A 23366-nucleotide genomic window follows, 5' to 3' on the forward strand; every position below is an offset into this window, starting at 1 on the left:
ACCACGCCAAGCTATTCCAATTGGGAAATATCCGGAACGCAAGGTTGCCTGTCCGCCGGCATTTCGTCTGCACCATCAGGTGCTTCACTTCTTGATCCACCCACATCCAGTTTGAATTTTGGCGACGAAAGCTGACCGGTCACGTCGAACGGCCATGCGCTTCGGGACAAAGGTTTGCCAACCCGGCGCGGCTCCGCCCTGATCGCGATTGTATCGTTCAACCAGTCTACCTGCCCCCTGGCCACCAATTGGACCGAGCCCGTCTCAACCACTATGGAGTTCGAGCTTACCTGCCCGGCTTCAATGCGTACCGGTGCCACCACGCAGGTGATGTCGGTGTACCCTTGACGAAACTCCTCGGAGAACAGCCACGGGAAAATACCAAGCCCTGCCAGTTCCAGCAGGCTGGTGCTGACATAGCCTTGCGACATCGACAAAGAGGCGTCGCCGCGCATGGAATTGATGAAGGCTTTGCCGGACGCCGTACTGCCCGAAACGTTGAACTCACCGCTCAAACGCCCATAGGCATCGATTCCGATACCCAGTTCGTCAAGGATCTCACCGAATTCCCATCCTGACGTGGAACCGGACAGGGAAAGCCAATCAGGTGAGTCAATCAGGTCCATCACCGCCCGCAGGCTGAAGTTTCCACCACCATAGGCCATCTGGAGCGGGCCAAAATCGACCGTCCCTTCCTTTGCGGACAACTGGCTTGAAACAGATGTTACCCCTTTTTGGCCTACAATCTCTTTGAATTCGATCTGCACCTCAAGATCAGCCTCTTGCAGCACCCGCTGCACATCCAGAAGATCGGCAGGCTTGCCTTTCTCCTTGGGCAAGACCAACGGCTGGACATCCGTTTCCTTCGGCAGAACCAGGGGCTGTACGTCGGTTTCAACTTCTTTCGCGGCCTCGCCCACCAGGCTCTTAAGTTGGTTCAGCGTCGCAGTCAGGTTCTTCAGGTCGCCAAGATCGAGCCTTTCGCTTGTAACGTTGCCACGAACAACAGAAGCGCCCTCGGGGAACTTTGCGCCCAATGCGGCCATAAGGTGTGAAGACCCGGCTTCAAACACGATCGAGGCATCGAATTCGTCGCCCTGTTTCGAGGTTTCTGCATCAATGGCCAACGCACCAACTGGGACAGGTTCCAGATTGAGCGCGGTCAGAAACTCGGCCCCGTCACCCACATCCAGTTCAACGTCGAAATCAAGGTCTGCCAACCCTTTGATCTCGTTCACAGACAGTGTTAGATCGAGCGCCCAGAGATCAGTGCCGTAGGTGGTTGCGTTGAACTTGTCGAGAGAAACCGGCCCACCCTTGTTGGACAGGCTGAAGTCGGCGTTGATACCACCAAACTGGTCGACGAAATCTTCATCCAGATTTGGCAGAATCAATCTGGCAGGTCCGTTCAGGGTTCCCTCAAATGTCACATCCTGAAGCTGAAGCAAGTCCAGGATTTCACCTTCCGCCTTGAGGACCGGATCCTCGACTGGCCCGGCTTGCAAGGTAATGCCCAACATCGCAAGCCGACCATCTGGCATACGGCGAATACGTTCGATGGAGGCTGGCCCGATAACGTCCAGTCCTTGATCAAATGCGTTGGTTTGAAACAGAAGCTCCTCGAACTCGAATGACGCCAGTGATCCAACCATGTGCATTTCAAACGCCGTGAACTTCAGTTCCCGGATACTCTTGGCTGCTTGCGGTGGCTGTCCTTCGGGGTGAAGCCGCGCGTCAAAAAGCAGGTCGACGCCTTGGGCTGCGTAGAGGTCTTCAATGGACCCCTCAGCCGAAAGCTGCTGTCCTTCCGCAAGGCTTATCGTGGTTGCGAAACTCTCGATTTTCAGAGTGTCCTGTGACACAAGCTCGGCTTCAAGCCTGCCATTCCCCTCTAGAACGCGTTCCAACCCGATGACTTCAAGAAAATCACCGAATTCACCAGTGTCCATCTGCAGAACAGCGCGATAGCCTCCGCCTGCGCCCTCTGACAATGGCTCGCCATCGTAGTTGACCGTCATCTCCCCGAAATTGGCACGGGTCGTAAACGGCGCGCCGTGCGGATAGTCGCCCTCTATCTGGAAGCTTTGGCCATTGACGGCACCTGCCCCTGAGACCTTTGTTCTTTGTCCGTCATCCACCTGTTCGAGGCCGAGCGACTGAAGGTCAAACACAAACGAAAAGCCCGAGACTTGGTCATCAATGGTCAGCCCTATCGAACTGAAACTCACGTTCTTGTCGCTGAGAAATGCGAGGATTCCGCTGCCTTCCGCGTCACTCTCGGCGGGCTCCTCGACTTCGGCCAAAGCGTCTTGATTGTCCTCTGACTGAGCGCTTGCGGGTTTTGGCTTTGGTGGCGTTCGACCCTTTTGCCAGCTTGTCGTGCCGTCAGACGACGTAAGAAAATTGGCCTGAAGGCCGTCCACCGCGAGATTGTCAAACTGAATTCGCCCGTTGGCCAAAGCCGCAATATCCAGTTCCAGTTCCAGGCGACTTAACTCGGCAAGCGATGTATGTGCCATTGTCAGGCTCGGGATTACCACGCCGCCGACATAGATGTGCGTGATACGTCCAAGCGCGACGCTCACATCGTCGTTGACCAAAAGTGGTCGCCCGATTTGTTCCGAAAGAACTTGTTCGACAAGGCCGCGCCGCATGTCTGAAAACAACGGCGCAGCCAGCAACAACCAGACAAAGGCGATTGCTGCGAAAACGAGAAACGCGACAATGCCGAATATTCTAAATAGCCAAGTCCTCATGCGTTCCCTTGTCGCCGCTCACACTGGCCAGTTTACCTCGAATTCGGAAATCTCCAACCATTCTGGCAGTTTGGCCCGAAAACAAGATTTCCTTGTGCCGCGCTTTGCGCACTCAGCGGTCCAAAGCCGCAAGGATGCGCGCATCCCGTTCGTACGGGTCTTCGCGGAAGTGAACGACCCCGTCCTCAACCCACGCTGTCCAATAAGTCAGGAGAACCGGCATCGGCTCGGGCAGGTTGATGCGGGTTGTCTTTCCGCTATCCAGAATGGATTGCATTTTTTGTCGGCTCCAGTCTGGCTCCCCTTCCATCAGAAGGCTTGCGAATTCGAACGGATACTCAAGGCGAACGCAGCCGGAACTGAGGTTCCTTTCGTTTTGGTCAAAAAGACTGGGGTCGTTGGTGTCATGCAAGTACACCGCGTACTTGTTGGGAAACATGAACTTGACCAAACCCAGCGCATTGTCCGGGCCCGGTTGCTGAACCAGCGTGACGCCGGGGTTCTTTGCCCCCCAATTCACAAGATTGGCAGGAATCGTCTGCCCGTCTTTGTTCCGCACCACGTAATTATTGCGCTCCAGATAGGTTGGATCCTGGCGGATGCGAGACAGCTTGTCTTTACGAAAAATCGAAGCGGGAACGGTCCAGGTCGGGTTGAACTCCATGTATTCGATTTCATCCCGGAACACCGGGGTCTTTCTGTAGGCTGACCCCGTAATCGACCTGGTGGTCCAAAGCGTACCATCCGATTTGACCATATATGTGCGGGCGCCGGCAATGTTCACCAGCACGAACTCGTCGTCGATTTCCCGCATCAGCCAACGGCCTCGTTCAAGACTGAGACGCAGCTTGTTCACACGGTCTTCTACGGGTTTATTGAGTGAACCGAACGTCTTGCCGCCAATAACCCCGTCTGCTTCCAACCCATGACGACTTTGAAAGTTCTTGACCAACTCGACCAGGTTATCATCGTAAACCCAAGCCGGGTTTTCACCATCTTGACTGGTTTTCGACGATGCGCCAGCTCCTGCATAACCCTCTGCCACAAGCCTTTCGCGCAGTTTTGCAACGGCCGGATCCACCATTTCCGGCTTCAGAACAGTGTCTTCGGGAACTTTGTTCCAGCCCCCTTGCGATGCGATGGCTCTGTATTTGCTCAGTGCTTCGACAAGCATCGCATATTGGGCGTTGTCGATGTCGATGCGTTCAATTAATGCGCTAAAGCCTTCCCCTTGAAGAAACTGGTTCAACACCTTGGCTGGATCTTGTTGAATAACCGGCTTTGAGAAGTTCCAATCGTCGTCCAGTGCGTTTGGGTCAACTTTCCCAAACACCAGATGGTGCACAAGCTTCACGGCGGCATCGGTCGCCAGAATGTCGAAGTAAGCTTGATCCGAAGCATCCCTACCCTGTGAGGCTTTCAAAGCGGCTAGAAGTTCCTCTAGTTTGAAGTCATCGGGTCTGAACCCCTGATCAATGGCCCCATCCAACTCTTCAAAAAGTTCGTCAACCAGTTCATTGCGTGTCCATACCGGTGCAAAGCCCCGTTCTTCGTAAAAACGCGGCACCAGGATTTTCGCATTCAGGCTTTTGCTGTTGGAAAGTGCGCTACCAGCGTTGTCGCTTGACACCAGCAACGCTTCAATCTGTTTCGAGACTTGATTTGCAACACTCAGGTTAGGACATACCAACAGCATTGCAGTTAGCGTCGTTGCGAGCATCGACTTAAAATACTTCACCATCCCCTCCCGTGGCGCCCATCAATATTTGCCCATTGAGGAGAAGGATACTACAATATAATGTATATTCAAATTCCAATTCTTGGTTTTTCAACTCTGCTGCCCTCACGGAAGTGGCCCCCTGGACCAAGCCCTTGAGGTCTACGCAGTCCGTCGAATTACTGGATGGACTATGAAGCGCAGTCCTCAACCACCGCTTCGGTGAGGCTAACGAGCGACACGTAAAACGGTGCCGACAAATGATGCCCTTGGACCCTTGTCGCGAAGCCATTGTACCAGGGCAGTATGTCTTCAGCAGCAAATCGCGCGGCGTCTATTGCGCCGGGGCGTCCTTCCAAACACATCGCCAGATATTCGAGCATTATGGCCAGGTGATCGGCCGGTTCAGAGAAGCCATTGGCCACTTCTGTTCCGGCTTGCTTTAGCAATGATTGCATTCTGCAATGTGGGGCAGACATGAGGTTCCCCGACCCTTGCCAAGCAGAGGCATATAGTGGGGCGGCTTCCCTGCCACCGGCCAGAAATACGCTTCCGTAACTGATTGCGAGTTCTTTTTGGGTGGTCTGCGGGTCAGACCACTTTTTCATTTCCCGGATCAGTTGATCTGATCCAGCGACATCACTCAAAAGCTCGTCAGCGACCCCGCCATGGCATGCTTTGATGGTTGCCACGTCAAGTTCGCGCGCGAAGCCCGTCGACAGAAAGCGCATCAGATCCGGAGAAACTTCCTTCATACGGTGATGGGTCCGCCAAAGGCTGTTACCGGTGGAACTTCTCCTTCAAACTTCTCCATCTCGACGATGCAGGTATTTGCGGATGTCGCCTGTGACAGTTTCGAGGCGCCCACATCCAAAGTGACCGTGTTTGGGTCGCCATACGTGTCGAGAGCGTTGGGCGCGGCATCGACCGGCCCATACCAGGCACCTTCATGAATGCGGATTACGCCTCTTGGATAGTCATCGCTCAGAACCGCGCCGGCCAACAATTGACCGCGATCATTGAAAACCCGCACGATATCGCCGTCTTCAATTCCTCGATCGGCCGCGTCTTCGGGGTTTACGTACACAGGCTCGCGATCCTTTACCGCATATGTCGCGCGGTACGGGTCGCTCTCGCACATTTGCGAATGAAGGCGCTGATCCGGGTGACAGGATTGCAGCCATAGCGGAAACTTGTCGGACCCCGGCCCACCATGAGACCGTTCGACTTTTTCCATCCACTTGGGGTGTTCTCCGCAATCGTCATAGCCATAGTTGCCGATCGTCCGGCTGGAGATTTCGATAAATCCTGAAGGCGTTCCGAGCGCATTTATTTCAGGGTCTTCGCGGAAATCGGCGTGCCTGACCCAAGGTTCGCCCCGTTCAAACCGAACCATGCCCTTTTCCCAGAACTCTTCGAAAGGTGGCATCTCATAGCTACCCTCGTTTGCGCTACGGGTCGTCTCATAAAGGCTCTCAACCCACTCCATTTCGTCCCAGCCGCGGGTGTATTCTTGCTCGCGACCGAAGCGTTGGCAGAACAGCGAAAAAATCTCAAAGTCGGTTTTGGAATGGAACAGCGGATCGACCAGCTTCTTCATGGCGATTACGCCGGAACGAGAATATGAGCCGTAACTGTCTATATCGTTCCGCTCAAATTGGGTGCAGGCTGGCAGGACCAAGTCGGCGTGTCTGCACGTAGCAGTCCACGCATAGTCAATCGCAACAATGGTCTCCAGCTTTTGGATGGCCACGCGCATCTTGTTGTGGTCTTGATGATGGTGGAATGGATTGCATCCGGTGAAAACTGCCATTCGGATGTCCGGATACGTAACTGTGTGCCCGTTGTGTTCGACTGTTCCACCAGGGTTCATCAGGCAGTCGATCCATCTGGCGACAGGAATTGTACTGCTGGCACCCAGGAAATTGTCGTCGGACCGCACAGGATCAACGCCAATATCCAAATTCAGAGGAAAAGCCCCGGGCATGCTGGCGCCCGATGGCGCCACGCCAATACCGCTATAGTGATGAGAGTAGCTGATGCCGCCCCCGGGCAGTCCGATTTGGCCCAACATGGCCGCGATGATCGCACCCATCCAATACGGCTGTTCGCCATGCTGTTGCCGCTGCACGGACCAACCGAAGACGAGCTGCGTTCGGTCCGATGCAAGCAATCGGGCAAATTCTTTGATCGTATCGACCGGGACACCGCAAATCGGCGCTGCCCAATCGGGCGTCTTTTCGACACCATCTTCAGCCTCGCCCATGACGTAGGCCATGAAAGGCTCGAACCCGAGCGTGTAGACATTCAGAAACTCTTCGTCGTGCAAACCTTCGGTATAGAGCGTGTGCGCCAATGCCAGCATGAAAGCCACATCTGTCATCGGGTTGATGTAGAGTTGCTCGGCCCCAATGTGCTTTTGGGTTTTGGTTCGCACCGGGTCCACGCTGATGGCCCGGATGTCGCCTGCCGCGATTTTGTCCCGCAACTGGTCAAAATACTCAAATGGTTCGTGTGTTTCGCAGGTCCAGCCGACTTGCAGGTTTTTCAGCGGGTCATTCGCCCAGAAAACGATGGTCTTGGCGTTATCCAGGATCAGTGGCCAACTGGTTCCCTGCGAATAAACTTCGGTGGACCCAAGCACGTAAGGAAGGATGGTTTGGCCTGCGCCAGTTGAATAGTCGCCCGCCTTTTTCACATAGCCGCCGTACATCGAAACGGCACGGTTCATGTGATTGATGCAGGAATGGAACTGGCCGGTCTGCCGCCAGCCCGTCGCCCCAGCGTAAAGCCCCGAAGGTCCGTGCGTAGTTTGAACACGCTCCATTTCCTCGAAGAACAGGTCCAAAGCCTCATCCCAGGTCAGACGAACAAAGCGATTGTCGCCCCGTGTGGTCCGGTCCGCGTCTTTTCGGTTATCCAGCCATTCTGCACGGGCCATCGGGTAGCGGACGCGCGACGGTGAATAAATCAGGCCCTGGATGCCGTTCACCATATCGGTCGGGTGCGGATCGTCGGCAAGCGGGCGAACCTCTGTCACCTGACCACCTTTGACAAGGGCCTCGATCGCACCCCAGTGTGAGCCTGATGTTTTCCAGATACCGGCAGATGTCAGTTGCTCGGCACGAGCGGTCGCAGGTTGAAGCAGGCTGGGCCCCAATAGTGCGGACAACCCTGTTGCTCCTGTGCCTTTCAGAAAATCACGACGCGTTGACATGGTTTTCTCCTCAGTGAGAGCCGCCATAGTCAGCGGAATGTTTTTGCAGGTAGGTCAGCACCAAATTGGCCTGGGCTTCGTCCATGTTGGTAAACCCGACCATACCGTTAAACTGCGCAGGCCAGGAGTTGGTCCCGAAGTGATCCGGGTCCGGCTGTGCGTGGCAAGTGGAGCAGTTGGCGGTGTAGCTTTCCTCAGCCACCGTCCAAAGCTCGTCAATCTCATCCACATATCCCTGTTTGTCCGACCAAAGCGTTACCGTGACAGGCGCCCAATCGAGCCCCGTCGCATCATCCGTCTGAGGTGCGGAAGCTTCGACCAGTTCGGCGTTCTGAGCCGTGTCCTTCGACAAAACGGCAACCCGAATATTGTGCCCGAATTCATCAAATATGACGCGCCCAAACCCTTTATCCTTGCGCCACGCCTTAAGTGCGACTTGAACACGGTCCCCACTTTCATCCAAAACTTCGACGGCAGCACCGAGTGTCAGGTTACCCACCGGCTCCGAACCCTCGGCGCTGTCATAAACAGGGATGTCACGAATGGCGAAGTAGTCTTCGCCGACCGAGACGCTGCCTGAATTGGCTTTGTTTTCAAGCTTGGCCATGGCCGGGCTGCCCACGGCCACATTGTCAGGCAGGTGATGAGCTATGCCCTTGTGACACTCGATGCAGCCTGTATTCAGCGCGGCCGCCGGTTTCATATAGAACCGCGCTTCGGCTGACATCGCGTCCCAATCCATGCTGTCGTAATCATGACAGTTCCGACATTCGAGCGAGTTGTTTGCCTCCAGCCGGGCCCATTCGTGTCTTGCCAAGTCCGCGCGGCGTGCCTCGAACTTTTCGCGGGTGTTTATGGTGCCGAATACAGCCGCCCAGACTTCCTTCGACGCTTGCATTTTTCTGGCAACCTTGTTGGTCCACTCATGCGGTACATGACAATCCGGACATGTGGCACGGACCCCGGTTCGGTTTTCCCAATGGACCGTGGACTGAAGCTCTACGTAGACATTGTCACGCATCTCGTGGCAGGAAACGCAGAACTTTTCCGTGTTGGTAAACTCCATCGCGGTATTGAAGCCGCCCCAGAAAATTATCCCGGTAATAAAGCCACCCAGACTGATCACGCCCAGACTGATCGTTGTGGCAGGTCGGGATACCGTATTCCAGAAGGATGACAATGTAGACTTCAGAGACATAAGAACGTGCTCCTCGGTTCATTTTCTGGGTTTAGAGAGATCCAGCTGGCGGGCCGTAGATGATTTGGAGTATCCATACGGTGAAACCGTAAGCCCCGACCCCAAGGACTGTAATTCCGGGCAGAAACACCAACGTAATAAACAAGAAGGACAGCCATTCACGCTTGGCTGCGTCTTTCGAGCTGCTGATGGATTGATCTGTCATATCTATCTCGCTCGCCTAAGATGAAAATGCTCACGGCAATGTTACTACCATAGATAAACCTGCTTGAATCAAAGGGCGCGGCGGAATGTCGCATTCAGAGGCTGATCTAGAGCGCTGTATTTACGTCTTTTTCCGGCAGGGTTTTCTGCTTTGGGTCCATCTTAATCATCTGAAAATGCGAGAAAGATGCCCCTTTTCCACCCAATGATGGGCAAGCCCAGGGTATGATCCAGCGCTCCGTAGCACGAGACGCGGTGAGGGGGACTTCGAGGCCTTCACAAAAAAGTTGCACGGTCAAAGCTGAGGCTCGTTTCGTTTGCCCAGCCAATATGGGTTTCGCCCCTAAGGCGACTTTAACTGGTGATCTAACCAATCCATTCAGATCATGTTTCTCTGGAATCCAAGAATTGCCAGGTGTCTATGGCGCCTGTGTCCGGTGAAGTTGTGCCGGTGTATCGTCATGCCATCTCATGCCTAAATCCGAAAGATGCCTTTGAACCCGGCCCGGATAATCAGACACAATTGCGTCCACCTGCAGATCGATCATTCTGCTTATTTCTTCAGGGTCATTGACTGTCCACACAGCAACACAAAGGCCCAGTTCTTTCGCAAGTGACACATTTTCTGCGGTCACATCCGCAAAATAGGGGCACCAAAGCGCACCCCCGGCCTGTTTGACCAGTTTTGGAATTTCATCCCGACGGCCCCGAAAATCCGGGCAAACAGCTTTCGAGGAATCCTCACCGACATCGTCGGCATTTTCCGGGAGCTGAGTCAGGTAGGAAGACGGCAGATCAGGCGCCTGACGCTGACATTCTTCCAACAAGTTCCAATCGAAACTGTGCAAAACAGCCCGCGATGCCAAGCCTATGGTACGAAGCTCCTGCAGCACACGTTTTACGAATTTCCGCCGGTAAGATGAATCGTGGGCCAAATCCGGGTCAGATTTCAGTTCCAGCATAAGATTGGCATCACCGTATCTCGGTTCACCAACAAGTTTCAGCAAGTCCGAAAGCGTGGGAACGCGAATGCCGTCCAGTTGGGCCTGATCAGGGAACCGACGACCATAAGCCGATTGCCCGTTCAACCGTCCGACGTCGAATTGCTGGATCTGCTCGACAGTCAGCGAAGAAACCTTTGGCTCTTCTCCTACCAAGAAACGGCCACTGACGTCCCTAAAAGTCGGCGCGTGAAGCCGGTGGTTATGTGTGATGACGGGGACATAGTCAGCCGTAAGAACGACATCAAACTCAAGAAGCGGGACGCCAATGGAAAGTGTGAAGTCAAAACCGATCATGCTGTTTTCAGGCAAAACGCCCCGCGCACCCCGATGACCTACGACCCGGATCAAATCCTTGCCGCCGCGAAATGCTTCGACCTGAGGGAACACCATTAGTTTTCCAGTCTTTTGCCCGTTGCGTGGTCAAACAAATGCATATTCTCTGGTGCAACCGAGAACCGCATATTCGGATGACGACCCTCGATCGGGTGAACACCCGGAAGGCTGATCGTGATCGTGTCGCCAGAACCCGTAAGGTGGCCGTGCAACAGCGTATTTGCTCCAAGCGGTTCCGCCATCTGAATCGCAGCTTCCAGCGGACCGCTTTCGTCCAGCAGCAGGTGCTCTGGCCTTATGCCCAGCTTAATGGCGGCATCTGAACCTGCAGACGGGCCAACCGCGATGTCGCCGATTCGGATTGTCCCGTTTTCGCGCCGCGCTTCAAAAATATTCATCGCCGGGCTGCCGATGAATTGCGCCGCGAACAGCGTCTTAGGGGTCTCGTAGACCTCCAGCGGCGTTCCAATTTGCTCGGCGATGCCTCCATTCATTACGATCATTCTGTCCGCCATTGTCATGGCTTCGACCTGGTCATGTGTAACGTAAAGTGAGGTAATACCGAGTTTTTCCTGAAGTTCGCGGATTTCAAGACGCATCTGAACGCGAAGCTTGGCGTCAAGGTTCGAGAGCGGCTCATCAAACAGGAAAACCGCTGGCTCGCGGACGATGGCCCGCCCCATCGCCACCCTCTGACGCTGTCCGCCTGACAACTGTCTGGGCTTACGGTCCAGCAAGGGTTCCAACTGCAGCAGCTTTGCGGCGTCAGTCACTTTTTGATCGATCTGATCTTTGGGCAACCCGGCAATTTTCAGGCCATAACCCATGTTCTGACGCACCGACATATGCGGATAGAGCGCATAGTTCTGGAACACCATGGCAATGTCCCGGTCCATAGGCTCTTTTTCGTTGGCCCGTTCATCACCGATCCGGATTTCTCCTGACGTGACAGTTTCCAGCCCCGCCACCATCCGCAACAGTGTGGATTTACCACAGCCAGAGGGGCCGACGATCACAATGAACTCACCATCGGCGATATCGACATCAATACCGTGAATCACATCCGTCGGGCCAAAGCTCTTTTTGACATTCTCTAGGGATAATGTTGCCATTTCTTACTTCTCGCTATCGACAAGGCCGCGGACAAAGAGCTTTTGCATCGACACCACCACGATGACCGGCGGGATCATCGCCAGAATGGACGTCGCCATGATGACCGGCCATTCGGCCACATCATCGCCGGACGGGAACATCTGCTTGATGCCCATCACGATGGTATTCATCTCTGGATCAGTCGTGATCAGCAGCGGCCACAGGTATTGGTTCCAGCCATAGATAAACAGGATCACGAACAGCGCCGCGATGTTGGTCCGGCTCATCGGAACAACGATATCAATGAAGAACCGCATCGGGCGGGCCCCATCTACGCGGGCTGCTTCGGCAAGTTCATCTGGAATCGTCAGAAAGAACTGGCGGAACAGGAAGGTTGCTGTCGCCGAGGCGATCAGGGGGAAGATCAACCCATAGTAGCTGTTGAGCATGCCGAACCCGGCGACAACTTCAAACGTCGGAACAATACGGACTTCGACCGGAAGCATAAGCGTCAGGAAAATCAGCCAAAAGAAAGTCGTCCGTCCGGGAAAGCGGAAATATACAATCGCAAATGCAGAGAGCAGTGAAATCACGATTTTGCCCACTGCGATCCCAATGGCCATCACGAGGCTGTTGAACAGCATCGTCGCAACCGGGACATTCACGCCGGAAAACAGCGCGGCTTTGTAGTTCTCCCAGAACTGATCACCCGGCACCAACGGCATGGGCGGTGACACGATCTCAGGCTGGGTGACAGTAGAGGCGACAAATGCCAGCCAGATCGGGAAGAAGATGATCAAGACGCCAAGGATCATCATGGCATGAGTCAACCAGATCCCCATGCCGCGATTTTCGACCATTCCGTGTTGTTGGGTTGCCATCAGTAGTGCACCCTTTTTTCCACGTATTTGAACTGGATGACGGTCAGCAGGCCAACGACGATCAGCAGAATGACAGATTGTGCCGAAGACGAACCAAGATCCTGTCCGACGAACCCGTCTGAGAAGACTTTGTAGACCAGAATAGTCGTCGACTGCTGTGGCCCGCCGCCAGTGATTGTGTGAATGACGCCGAATGTTTCAAAGAAGGCATAGACGACATTCACGACCAGCAGGAAGAACGCCGTCGGCGAAAGCAACGGCAGAACAATGGTGAAAAACCGGCGCCAGAAGCGCGCACCGTCAATTGCCGCAGCCTCGATCACCGACCTTGGGACCGACTGCAGTGCCGCGAAAAAGAACAGGAAGTTGTAGCTAATGCGCCCCCAGGCCGAGGCGACAACCACAAGCCCCATAGCCTCGGTGCCATTCAGAACGTGGTTCCAGTCATAACCAAGCTGGCCGAGGTACCACGATACGACACCTACGCGCGTGTTGAACATAAACAGCCACAGTACACCTGCCACCGCAGGCGCGACCGCATAGGGCCAGATCAGCAGCGTCCGATAGACACCCGATCCCTTGATAAGGCGGTCCGCGATGACCGCCAGAAACAAGGCCGGGATCATCGAACACAGCGTGACAAGCGTCGAAAACACTGCTGTTGTCACGAAAGAGGCGCGGTAGAACTTATCGCTCAGCAGGAATTCAAAATTGCCGAGCCCCACGAACTGGGACGACAGCCCAAACGGATCAGGTATGAACAGAGATTGCCAAACGGCCTGACCGGCAGGGTAGAAAAAGAATACAGCGGAAATGATGACCTGAGGGGCGATCAGCGCCAATGGCAACAGCCAGCCGCGAAAGGTGACGCGTTTTTCCATCCTGATGGTCCACCGAAGAAAAAGAATGCGGGCTCTGTAGAGCCCGCATCGGGTTGTTGTTTATTGATTGGCGGATTCGAACCGGCGCAGTAGCGCGTCACCGCGTTCTTTTGCACTATCCATCGCTTCCTGAGCGGTCTTTTCACCGGACCAGACGGCCTCAAGCTCTTCGTCGATGATGCCGCGGATCTGGTCGAACGACCCCAGACGCAGACCTTTCGAATTTGCGGTCGGCTCCTTCGCAGTCATCTGGATCACCGCGATGTCGGTCCCCGGGTTTTCATCATAGAAACCCGCAGCGCGGGTGGCTTCGCCAGCTTCAGCTGTGATCGGAAGATAGCCGGTGTTCTGGTGCCAGGCGGCCTGCACGTCGGACGACGACAAGAAGCTCAGGAATTCGCCGACGCCTTTGTATTCTTCAGGGTCATGACCTTCCATCACCCAAAGCGATGCGCCGCCGATAATGGTGTTCTGCGGCTCGCTTGTGACGGCTTCCCAATAGGGCAGCGGGCGCACATCGAAATCGAATTCAGCCTCTGCCTTTATGCCAGCGTAACCGGCCGAGCTTTCCGTGAACAACGCGCATTCGCCAGCCCGGAAGTTTGCCCCACCTTCGTTCCTGCGCCCGGTGTAGATGAACTTGCCATCCTTGGCCCAGTCACCCATCGCCGCCAGGTGTGCGACCTGCGCCGGACCGTTCAGCATCAGCTCGGTATCCAGGCCGGCAAAACCGTTGTCCCTCGAGGCGAACGGAACGTCGTGATAAGCCGACAGATTCTCGAGATGGATCCAGCTTTGCCATGCTGTCACCAGCGGGCAGTCTTCACCACCAGCCTTGAGCTGCTCGAGAACGTCGCCAACTTTTTCCCAGGTCGACAGATCCGTATCCGGGTCGACACCGGCCGCTTCCATGGCGTCGCGATTGACCCACAGAACCGGCGTGGAAGAGTTGAAGGGCAACGACAGCATGTCACCGTCAGTTGTCGTGTAATATCCTTTGACCGCGCCAATATATGCGTCGGGATCGAAGGAAGCACCGCTTTCAGCCATAACTTCATAGACAGGTTTGATTGCACCTTCGGCCGACATCATCGTTGCCGTGCCCACTTCAAACACCATCAGGATATGCGGCTGTTCACCGGCACGGAATGCGGCGATCCCCGCATTCAAGGTTTCCGAGTAGTTGCCCTTGTGGCTTTCGACCACGACAAACTCATCCTGGCTGGCGTTGAACTCCTCGACCTGCGCTTTCACAAGTTCACCCAGTCGACCGGTGAAGGCATGCCAGAACTGAACTTCGGTTTGCGCCATTGCCGCCACCGGGGACAAGGCAGTTGTTAAGGCAAGAGCGCCTAGCAGATTCTTATTCATGATTCCTCCCATGCATCAGGTTCGATGCTTCGTTGAATACCGACCGCTACGCGTAAACGGCACACATGACGATTTCACGACGTTAGCGTTACAGAAATATAATTCAAGCTTTAACTGCTGGATAAAAAAATAACATAATGTTATGCACAAGGACAGCAGACTAGGATCGGAAATGAGTCAAATTCTGAGAGTCCGGCAAATGGAAGCCCTTATGGCAGTGACCACCAATGGCTCTGTCACAGCGGCCGCAAACGATTTAGGGGTAAGCCAGCCTGCTGTCAGCAGATTGCTGTCGGATCTTGAAAAGTCACTTGGGTTCCAGCTTTTTGATCGCCGGGAAGGTAGATTGGTGCCAACACAGGAGGTTCGTTACCTCTTGCCCAGCGTCGAACGTGTTCTCGAGCTTATGAGGCAAATCTCGGATGTCAGTCAGGACATCACAAAACGCAAAGCAGGGCACATCCGAGTCGCTTGCCTGCCCGGATTTGCCACCAGCCACCTACCCGATGTCGTCTCCAGATTTCTGGAAAATCGGCCTGGTGTCACCCTGACAATCGAACCAGACAGACCAGAACGCATTCTCGAATGGATGATCGGCGAGCAGTATGATTTCGGAATCACAGACAGCTTTAATGGTCACCCGGCGGTCGAAAGCACAAATATCGACGTCCGGACAGTTTGCGTATTCCCGACCGGACATGACCTGGAAAACCTCTCCGAAGTTACGCCTGCGGACCTTGAAGATAGCAAAATCATCCACACGCGACGCGACAGCGACTTTTTCGGTCGGCTTTCGAAAGCGTTTCAAAATGCCAATGTCGAATTGAGTTCCCATATTGAAGTCAGGCAGTTCACGGCGGCCTGCGAGTTGGCCGTCAAAGGCGTTGGCGTATCTGTCGTAAGTGAACTTGACGCCGTCCAATACACATCTCGGGGCTTAAGCTATCGGCCATTCAAACCACTGTTGCCGCACACCCTTTCGCTGGTGCGCCCGATTTTAAAGCAACCGTCACTGGTGACTTTGGAATTCATCGAACAGTTTAGGGAAAGCCTAGACCCGTATAAGGCAGAGAAGGTCAGTCGATGAGCACAGAGGTATGAAAACGAAGTTGGACTGACAGCAAACTCTGCGCTCACCAATTGCCTAAGGTCCGCACTCTATCCTCATGACCTGATCCTGAACCCCGCGGTTTCCTCCTTACGAAGTTTGTCAACGCAGGCCGCCATCGGCGCCCAACGGCAAACTTGTACCTCTGCCCGCAGCGAAAAACCTTCAGAAAAATGTCATTTTCTGCATTTGCGAAAAAGCCAAAGCGCAATTATAGAAGCATACCGTCATATTGTATTAAGCCGTCTTAGCGCCACCTCAAGGCCAGCGCGAACTTAACATGCCTGAAGCAGTGTTGCCCTCGTCTGACTTACTTTCACCGAACCGAGGTTTGAATGCCGGCGCCTCAAGACTGCGCCCCGTCGTATTGGCCGCGGCAACCACGGTTCTGGGTGTCATACCGCAGCTGCCGGACGTGTTTTGGGTGGGTCTTGCTGTCACGATCATGGGCGGATTGACGGTGGGCACGATGCTCACAATGATCCTCGTCCCGGTTTTGTTCGCCACGCTGAATGGTATCCGACAATCACCGCGGGCCGTTTGACATGGCCTTTCGAACCGCAGTCGGATCAGTTTCTTCCGAGCGAGATAGATATTTGCGAGATTGATTTAGCGTTTGGGAGGATAAGGTGGACAATACCATACTGTATTTCTTGGTGGGAATATTCGTAGTTGGCCTGCTTTCGATGGGATATTTTGCCAAGGGCAGCGGAGCACCTTGGGTAATCGCAATACTGGTCGGCGTATTGCTTGCAATGGTTGCATTCTTTGGAGGCTACTTTGGTGAAGCACCAAAGTGAAACTTGAAGGGATGAGTTTTGCCGAGACATCATGCACGCCGTCTTCGTTTGGATACTGAAGACGTCTATTTTCACTCGGTTGGTGCAATCTTGGTTTGAATGACGAACCGCGTCAGGGGATCAGGTTCTTCATTTTCCAATACTGCCTTAAGTTGGCGATCCAAACGGTTTTCCTGCCAGTCACGCGCCGCAATCGCGATGTTCAATGCCAACGCGCTGTCGTCGGTCAGGGCTCTGGAAAAAACGTCGATGATCGGATCTCTGAGGTTCGGAGACGCCGTGCCAGCGTCAGTCAACGCGCGTACCAGGCTCTGCCTGTCTTGCAATTTCCGTCCTGACTTTTGAAGCGCATTGTCGATGGTTTGCACCGCAACCGATCCGTCCACCTCCAAACCGGCCAGAGCCCAATCGTAAAGGTAACCGCTGCGGCTGCTTACGGCGCGCGGGTAACGTGCCCGTACGATCCCGACCGCCTCCGCATCGTCCTTTTGCAAACCTAAGAGACGAATAGCAATCGGAACAAAGCTTATGCGGTTGATGTTACGAAGCTCCTCCATCAACTGGCTGGTTTGAACCTTTGGGCGTAGGGCTTGAACCGCTGGATACGGCGCGCGATCCAGTTCGATCAACGCCGTGTCACGCAGGACGGGATCCGCAGAGTTTAGATACCCGCCGAAGAACTCAACACGCTCCGCAACGTTTTTGCTGCCGAAAGACCAGTGTTTTGCCGCGTCCTCGAGACTTGCCAGAAACTGTTCCCGGTCCGGGTTCAGAGTGAATATCCTTTTCCAACTGCGCGAGAAACCGCGCCCGGCCGCGTCCTTGTCCACCGCTCCATAGGTAAAGAGAATGCTCTTGTCCGGGTAATTGCGAAATGTTGCCCGGGTGGCGCTGTCGACGAGAAACGGAATCTCAGGCAATCCTGCAAGATCCTCAGATGTGCCTTTGATCAGCTTTTTCGGAGCAAATCTGAATGGGTTGTCCTGTGCAGGTCCGGCCAGAACAATGATTTCGGCCGAAATCAGATGATCAGCAAGTGATGCGTCCGGCAGTGTTATGCACACCGTGCATGCGCTTGTAAGGCGGGGTTGAGATACAGTGGCAATCAATACAGCAACGACCAATAGGGGGATGCCAATGGAACGCGCAAAGCGGTCCTGAAAGGCGCGCGGGCTACTAAAACTGAACATTCAACACACCCTTTCAAATTCGAACGGTAAACGCGACAGACCCTCCTTTGACTGTCTGTTAATTGATCACTTCCAGCCTGCCGTCCGCACCGAACAATATGATGACTGACTTTTGCTCAGAAGGCTTGCGCTAGTATAGTCTGCCACACGCGCAATGAGACAACTCATTGCTGAACATCTTCCTGTCCGGCGGGACTGACCCAGCCCTGCTTTCGCAGTTCATGCAACACGGCTTCGGCGTTTTTGTCGTCTCTATGAATACTTTTCAGCATCGCACCAATTGGTGCGCTTGGCCAGGCGCGCTCAAGCTCTGCCAACTTTGCCTGAGCAGCTTGATCGCGTCCCATCGCAGACAAGGCAGCCGTGACATAAGCCAGCGAAGGTGCGCTCAGCGGATCCCCAAGTTGCTTTGCCTCTTCAAAGCGCTGAACCGTTTTTTCATACTCACCCAGATGAAAGTAGGTCGCGCCTGAAATGTTGCGATAGGCAAACCTTTGGTTGCTGGAATTCATAAGGGAAAGCCGGTCAGCTGTCGCGATTGCTTCCTTAAACTCGCCCGAAAACAAAGCGACAGCCCCAGAAAAGTCGAGGACTGCGCCATCATTCGGGTCAAGTTGTGAAGCGCGCCTGCCGAGCTGTAACGCAGCATCGTAATCGCGATTGGCGAAATAGGCCCAGCTTTTGGCGGACTGGCTCCAGGCTTGGTCTGGCGCAAGGCTAACGGCCTGGTTTGCCAATTTCATGGCTGCATCGGCATATTCCGCTTTTGCGTCTGATGGAGGAGAAATCACTGAAAGCGACGCTAATGCCTGTGCTGCACCCGCGTAGCCACCGAAGTAATCAGGGTCCATCTCAAACACGCCTTCAAACACAGAAAGAACCAGTAACTGGCGCTGCCGGTCGAAGATCGGAAAAATCATTGTCCGTGCTTGTTGCGCCAGATTGAAGGCTTGCAATGCGGCCGGGGATTTTTCGTAAATTGCGGCGCGCTGTAAATACGCGTTCGTGTCCGTCACAGGTGGGTTGCTTAAGTCTGCCGAAGCCGAGTCGTTTCTGTCCGGAACAAGACTGACTGCGATCAATGCGCCAACAACAGCCCCAAAAGCGAACGCGCCGATGGGAAGGCCAAAACGTTTGGCGTCAGTCGAAGGTGATGCCGAACTCACTCTGGTGGCCGCTTCGAAACGTGGTCTGTACCCGCCGCTGTCGATATGCAGGCGTACCGGGTCTTCTTTTCCAATGCCCTCGTAATGCAGTTCCAAAAATTGACGAAGCCGTCTGGCGTCCACGCGAACAACGTTTTCCGGATCGGTCCCTTCTGAGGTGTCGCGGCCATAGACGTCTTGCGCTATTGTTTTCCCACGAATTTTTTCGCCTCGTCCGGTGAGCTCTTCGTCAACAATGTAGGTCAAAAAGGCCTGAAGTCTTTCGGACCCATCCATGTGCGCGTCCGCAAGCAATCTGCTTAGGGCGGCACGCTTGTCATTATCCGGGATGTCTTCGGAACGTCTTACCATATTCTTATTTATGCAGCTATCAGAGCGTGAGTCACGCCAATACTCACCGTGAGTCACTTACATTCGTAGTCACTAAGTGTCAGTTTGATAAGCATAACAGCGGGATGATGTGCGCCATTGCGCTACGCCCGCCTACCTCGCTGCTAAGCGATTGGAGGACGGTATATGGCCTATCATTCGAACTACAGAAGATTGAGTAAGCATTTCGCAATTGGTTTGCTTTTCGGCGCCTGGGCCGTTTCTCCGCAAGCGTTTACAGATGCCGTAATGGATGCTGTTACACCATCGGCAGCATATGCGCAGGAAACGGAAGACGTTTCTCCGACGATGGTGCGTGATCGTCCGAGGGATGTGTACTACCCAAACACCGAAGACCTGGCCGAAGATGAGATGCGGGTTATTGCGTGCGGGACCGGAATGCCCACAACACGGGCAGCGCAGGCTGCCGCGTGTTTCCTTGTGGAACTGGGAAACGGAGACAAGTTCCTGTTCGATATCGGTTCGGGGTCGGCCGAGCGGATTTCGTCGCTGCAAATCCCCTACAACTACCTCAACAAAGTGTTTATCGGACATCTGCACACCGACCACTTTGGTGCGCTGCATGACCTGTTCATCGGCGGCGCATTGATGGGGCGAAATGTGCCGTTGCGCGTCTGGGGTCCGAGCGGGCCAGCCGAGGAACTTGGCACCGCCTATGCGTTGGATCATATGCAGAAGATGCTGACCTGGGATTTGGCCGGTCGCGCTGGTAACATTGATTTTCGTGGGTATTCGATGGAAGTTAACGAATTCGACTACCAACTGGTAAACGAGGTTATCTACGACGAGAATGGAGTCCAGATACGCACGTTCCCGGCCATTCACTCGATCGACGGTGCAGTCAGTTACGCGCTCGAATGGAACGGCCTGAAATTCGTATTCAGCTCGGACACCTATCCCAACACATGGTTCAAGGAATACGCAAAGAATGCCGATCTAGCGATCCACGAGTGTTTCATTGCGGTGCCAGAACTCGTCGCCAAGATGAAGTTTACGCCCGAGTCGGCTTTGTTGGTCGGGACACAAGTTCACACCGCGCCCGAGGCATTCGGCAAAGTGATGAGCGATATCCAGCCTCGCATGGCTGTCGCGTACCATTTCTTTAACGACTTCGACACGGCTAATGGCGTGTATGAGAGAATTCGATCCACGTACGACGGCCCCTTGAGCATGGCGGATGATTTCATGGTCTGGAATGTGACTAAAGACGACATCACCGTTCGAATGGCGGCCACTGAAGAACGCACATGGTCGCCGCCCCTTGCCGCTCCAGCGATCGCGCCGGACCCGGCAGACAAAACAGCTTACGCCGAGCAGGTGGGATTGGCCCCGGAGGTTATGGAATTTTCCGATTTCACAAAGGGTGGTTTTGATGATGTCGACGACGTCTTGAGACCAATCTACGAAGAAGCTTCGGAAGCCTTGGGGCAGGAGTTCCCGTATCCCGGCGACAACTAAAATCAAATTTGACCGGTACGTGCTGAGCAGCACGTGCCGGTTTTTTTGAATAATGCAAGGGGCGTTGCGATGCGAAATATCACGAATAAACTGATCTTGACTGTCGCGCTGATCGTAGGTTTTGTGGAAACCGCAAGCGCTCAGTCCCTTGCCAGATCAGAGAATGATGAAGGTGGTTGGCGGCACTCGATCACGCCTTATCTGTTCCTCCCGCTCAGCACCACGGGCACCTCGACCATTGATGGTACAAGCGTCGATCTGGACTTGAGCCTGAGTGAGGTTCTGGATGTGCTGCAAGGGGCCGCTTCGGTGCGCTATGAAGGCTGGAACGGAGATTTCGGGATCATCTCCGAGGTCTACTATGTGAGGCTTGGCGGCGACGGTACCCTGCCCGGCGGAAGGGTGGGTGTCGATGTTGATGTCCGGCAAACCTTCGCCAATGTTCAGGGTGCTTACCGATTTGCGAACGGGGTCAATGCCTCTGGCAGGCGCTACGCGGCAGACGCCGCAATCGGTGTTCAGTGGAACCGGTTAAAGCAAGAGATCGACATTTCCGGCCTTGGCCCGGGCATGACGCTGGGCGGAACCGAAGACTGGTTCGAGCCAATGATCGCGCTGCGCTATGCGGTGGAAATCAACGACAAATGGAGCTTTGCCAGCCGCGCCGAACTAAGCGGATTTGGTGTGAATGGTGATGACCTGCAATACCTGCTTCTTGCAGGCTTCGACTGGAAAGGTTGGGAGAACACGTCCCTGCGGTTTGGCTATCAATTCTACGGAATTGACTATTCCACAAACCGTTCGGGTGGGGAGTTTGCCTATGACGTGGATCAGAATGGCATTTATGCTGCCGTCGCGTTTCATTTCTAAGTCTGGCGCTGCTTGCAACATTGGGGTCTTTTTGAGCTCGATGCTCGCGGGCCTTATGTTCAGCGCAAACCAGTCGGTTGCTGATCTTGTTTCACCCTACGGCGGCGAAACCGCGCCAAACTTTGTCGAGCTTTCGGTAGAGCCCGACCATGTGCGGGTCATCCTCGAGATAGATCTGAGTGACTATCCGGTCTTTGTCGTCCCAGATGACGGCTCGGGTTTGTCTTTGGCCGAGCGGACGGGGCAAAACCTTCAGGTTTGGGCGGACGGAGAAGAACTGACCAGCTCAACAAATACGATCGATGTGCGACCCAGGACACCCCGGCAAAAAGCCGCCAGCGCGCAATATCGACCGCGACCGCGCAGTGACAACGTCATCTACGTGGATATGGAGTATCCGTTTAATGGTAAGCCCGAACGGATCAGGTTTGTCCCTCCGCTGAGTGCTGACGGTATTCCTTTGGCTTCTATTGGCGTGGTGGCCGAACATATGGGCGTTCCGGTTACAGACTATCGCTATCTTTCGCAGCCCGAGACGATGATCCCGGATTGGAGTGACCCGTGGTTCACCACATTTGAAAACCCCAATCTGACCCGTCACCACAAATCCCCGATGATGTCGTTTCTGGCCATGGAACCGCGGGTCGTCCGGCACGAGATCATCTTGCGTTTGAAAGACTTCGAAGGTTGGGCAGATCTGAACCTTGGAAACACAGAACGACTGACGGCGGATCAGGTGGCGGGCATTAAGTCTGAGGTTTCGCAGTTTTTTGCGAACAGAAACCCGATCGCCATCGATGGCAAGCAAGTAAACCCTGATACTGTGCAGGTCTCACGTATCCAGATTGGGGCCGAAGGTTTGCGCGTCCTTCCGGATGAGGCGGAAGCCAACCGAAATACGATGCTGCTGGGCGTTGTGCTGTCCTACCCGGTCATGACATTACCCAATCGTGTTGATGTGGCGTGGGAATTGTTCCCGGACAATCTGGACGTCATACCAATCACCCTCACCGATCCGGCCGGGGCGGTACCATCACAGATTTACGCGTCCGATCCTGTTGTTAGTTGGAATAACCACCTGACGACCTGGGCAGACCCGAAAACGAGCGCTGTAGTTGTCAAAACTGCGAGCCTGACACAGGTGCCGTTGTTTGCCATTGGCCTGGGGCTGCTGGGTATCATTTGTGCTTGGGTTTCGTCTAAACGTACCGGGGGCCAGCGCTTAATTTTGATCAGCCTGACCGGTGCATTCGGGGCCGCCGCAATTGTCGCCTACCCCGTAAAAAGCCCGATGCCCTTCGCGATGACGACGGAACCGGATGAGATCGCCACGCATCAGGTTGTGGAAGGACTGCTGAGCAACATTGGCACTGCGATGCTTGAGACGCAAAGTGACAAGACTGCGGCAGCGCTTGAGCCATTCGTTGAGGCGGGCAATCGCGATGACGTACAAGCCGAGATGAAGCGAGGTTTGTCGGTTACGTTACCATCCGGCGCACTGGCGCGCGTAGAGGAAATTGTTGATTTGAACGTCGAAAGCTTTGCGGTCGGTGATGCAAGGAACCGACACCAGGCGCTCGCCAATTGGACAGCCCGTGTCAGCGGCGGCCATTGGGGGCATTTTCACAGGCAGGCGGTCCTTTATCGCGGAGTGCTCGACGTCTCGCGGCATGGCAACCAATGGATGCTTGATGGGTTGACAATAATCAGTGCAAAGGCAGGGGGTTAAC

The 23366-nt window shown here is 54.5% G+C and carries 19 protein-coding genes; 6 read left to right on the forward strand and 13 right to left on the reverse strand.

All coding sequences use genetic code 11. The annotated features are described in order from the left end of the window. Positions 1-11: 11 nt before the first annotated feature. From AC2FIR_RS20025 to ugpB, 11 genes are all read right to left on the reverse strand, one after another. Positions 12-2756 (reverse strand): AsmA family protein, encoded by a 2745-nt coding sequence (locus tag AC2FIR_RS20025; protein ID WP_496762953.1) that lies wholly within the window; start codon positions 2754-2756, stop codon positions 12-14. A gap of 112 nt (positions 2757-2868) precedes the next feature. Continuing rightward, entirely contained in the window at positions 2869-4497 is a 1629-nt protein-coding gene (locus AC2FIR_RS20030; RefSeq protein WP_496762955.1) for a L,D-transpeptidase family protein, read from the reverse strand. A 167-nt stretch (positions 4498-4664) separates the two neighbouring features. Continuing rightward, a complete protein-coding gene (locus tag AC2FIR_RS20035) occupies positions 4665-5228 on the reverse strand; it encodes a molecular chaperone TorD family protein (RefSeq protein WP_496745500.1) in 564 nt (187 codons plus the stop codon). Beyond that, entirely contained in the window at positions 5225-7690 is a 2466-nt protein-coding gene (gene torA / locus AC2FIR_RS20040; RefSeq protein ID WP_496745501.1) for a trimethylamine-N-oxide reductase TorA, read from the reverse strand. Before torA ends, AC2FIR_RS20035 begins: the two co-directional genes overlap by 4 nt. Before the next feature lie 10 nt (positions 7691-7700). Then, positions 7701-8888 (reverse strand): pentaheme c-type cytochrome TorC, encoded by a 1188-nt coding sequence (torC, locus tag AC2FIR_RS20045; protein WP_496745503.1) that lies wholly within the window; start codon positions 8886-8888, stop codon positions 7701-7703. Between the two features lie 31 nt (positions 8889-8919). After that, positions 8920-9093: a periplasmic nitrate reductase, NapE protein gene (locus AC2FIR_RS20050; protein ID WP_480908856.1), complete on the reverse strand. Its 174-nt coding sequence runs from the start codon at positions 9091-9093 to the stop codon at positions 8920-8922. A 418-nt stretch (positions 9094-9511) separates the two neighbouring features. Beyond that, positions 9512-10486, reverse strand: coding sequence for a glycerophosphodiester phosphodiesterase family protein (locus AC2FIR_RS20055; protein ID WP_496762957.1), 975 nt, complete (start codon positions 10484-10486; stop codon positions 9512-9514). Then, positions 10486-11541 (reverse strand): sn-glycerol-3-phosphate import ATP-binding protein UgpC, encoded by a 1056-nt coding sequence (locus AC2FIR_RS20060; RefSeq protein ID WP_496745508.1) that lies wholly within the window; start codon positions 11539-11541, stop codon positions 10486-10488. Before AC2FIR_RS20060 ends, AC2FIR_RS20055 begins: the two co-directional genes overlap by 1 nt. Positions 11542-11544: 3 nt before the next feature. Next, on the reverse strand, positions 11545-12381 hold the full coding sequence (gene ugpE, locus AC2FIR_RS20065; RefSeq protein WP_170808319.1) for a sn-glycerol-3-phosphate ABC transporter permease UgpE: 837 nt from the start codon (positions 12379-12381) through the stop codon (positions 11545-11547). 20 nt (positions 12382-12401) lie between these two features. Then, a complete protein-coding gene (gene ugpA, locus AC2FIR_RS20070) occupies positions 12402-13283 on the reverse strand; it encodes a sn-glycerol-3-phosphate ABC transporter permease UgpA (protein WP_170617192.1) in 882 nt (293 codons plus the stop codon). 60 nt (positions 13284-13343) lie between these two features. Further along, entirely contained in the window at positions 13344-14654 is a 1311-nt protein-coding gene (ugpB, locus tag AC2FIR_RS20075; RefSeq protein WP_496745510.1) for a sn-glycerol-3-phosphate ABC transporter substrate-binding protein UgpB, read from the reverse strand. A 172-nt stretch (positions 14655-14826) separates the two neighbouring features. Between ugpB and AC2FIR_RS20080 the strand changes: the two genes are divergently transcribed. From AC2FIR_RS20080 to AC2FIR_RS20090, 3 genes are all read left to right on the forward strand, one after another. Next, positions 14827-15741 (forward strand): LysR substrate-binding domain-containing protein, encoded by a 915-nt coding sequence (locus AC2FIR_RS20080; RefSeq protein WP_170617196.1) that lies wholly within the window; start codon positions 14827-14829, stop codon positions 15739-15741. Between the two features lie 301 nt (positions 15742-16042). Continuing rightward, positions 16043-16306, forward strand: a complete 264-nt coding sequence (locus AC2FIR_RS20085; protein ID WP_496762959.1) for a hypothetical protein — start codon at positions 16043-16045, stop codon at positions 16304-16306. A gap of 85 nt (positions 16307-16391) precedes the next feature. Beyond that, positions 16392-16562: a hypothetical protein gene (locus AC2FIR_RS20090; protein WP_480913029.1), complete on the forward strand. Its 171-nt coding sequence runs from the start codon at positions 16392-16394 to the stop codon at positions 16560-16562. 71 nt (positions 16563-16633) lie between these two features. Here AC2FIR_RS20090 and AC2FIR_RS20095 read toward each other — a convergent pair whose 3' ends face one another. Both AC2FIR_RS20095 and AC2FIR_RS20100 read right to left on the reverse strand, forming a co-directional pair. Continuing rightward, entirely contained in the window at positions 16634-17752 is a 1119-nt protein-coding gene (locus tag AC2FIR_RS20095) for a hypothetical protein (RefSeq protein WP_480913027.1), read from the reverse strand. Positions 17753-17916: 164 nt separating this feature from the next. Next, a complete protein-coding gene (locus AC2FIR_RS20100; protein ID WP_496762961.1) occupies positions 17917-19194 on the reverse strand; it encodes a tetratricopeptide repeat protein in 1278 nt (425 codons plus the stop codon). 342 nt (positions 19195-19536) lie between these two features. Between AC2FIR_RS20100 and gntH the strand changes: the two genes are divergently transcribed. The 3 genes from gntH (at position 19537) to AC2FIR_RS20115 (ending at position 23365) form a co-directional block, all read left to right on the forward strand. Beyond that, positions 19537-20766, forward strand: coding sequence for a guanitoxin biosynthesis MBL fold metallo-hydrolase GntH (gntH, locus tag AC2FIR_RS20105; RefSeq protein ID WP_496745517.1), 1230 nt, complete (start codon positions 19537-19539; stop codon positions 20764-20766). A gap of 69 nt (positions 20767-20835) precedes the next feature. Continuing rightward, positions 20836-21636 carry a hypothetical protein gene (locus AC2FIR_RS20110; protein ID WP_496745519.1) on the forward strand — a complete coding sequence of 267 codons (801 nt, stop codon included), beginning with the start codon at positions 20836-20838 and terminating at the stop codon, positions 21634-21636. Between the two features lie 55 nt (positions 21637-21691). Then, the gene (locus tag AC2FIR_RS20115; RefSeq protein WP_496762964.1) at positions 21692-23365 is read left to right on the forward strand and encodes a hypothetical protein; all 1674 of its coding nucleotides are present in this window, start codon (positions 21692-21694) and stop codon (positions 23363-23365) included. The last annotated feature ends 1 nt before the right edge of the window (position 23366 follow it).

The sequence above is a fragment of the Ruegeria sp. CDSB136 genome, from assembly GCF_059610965.1.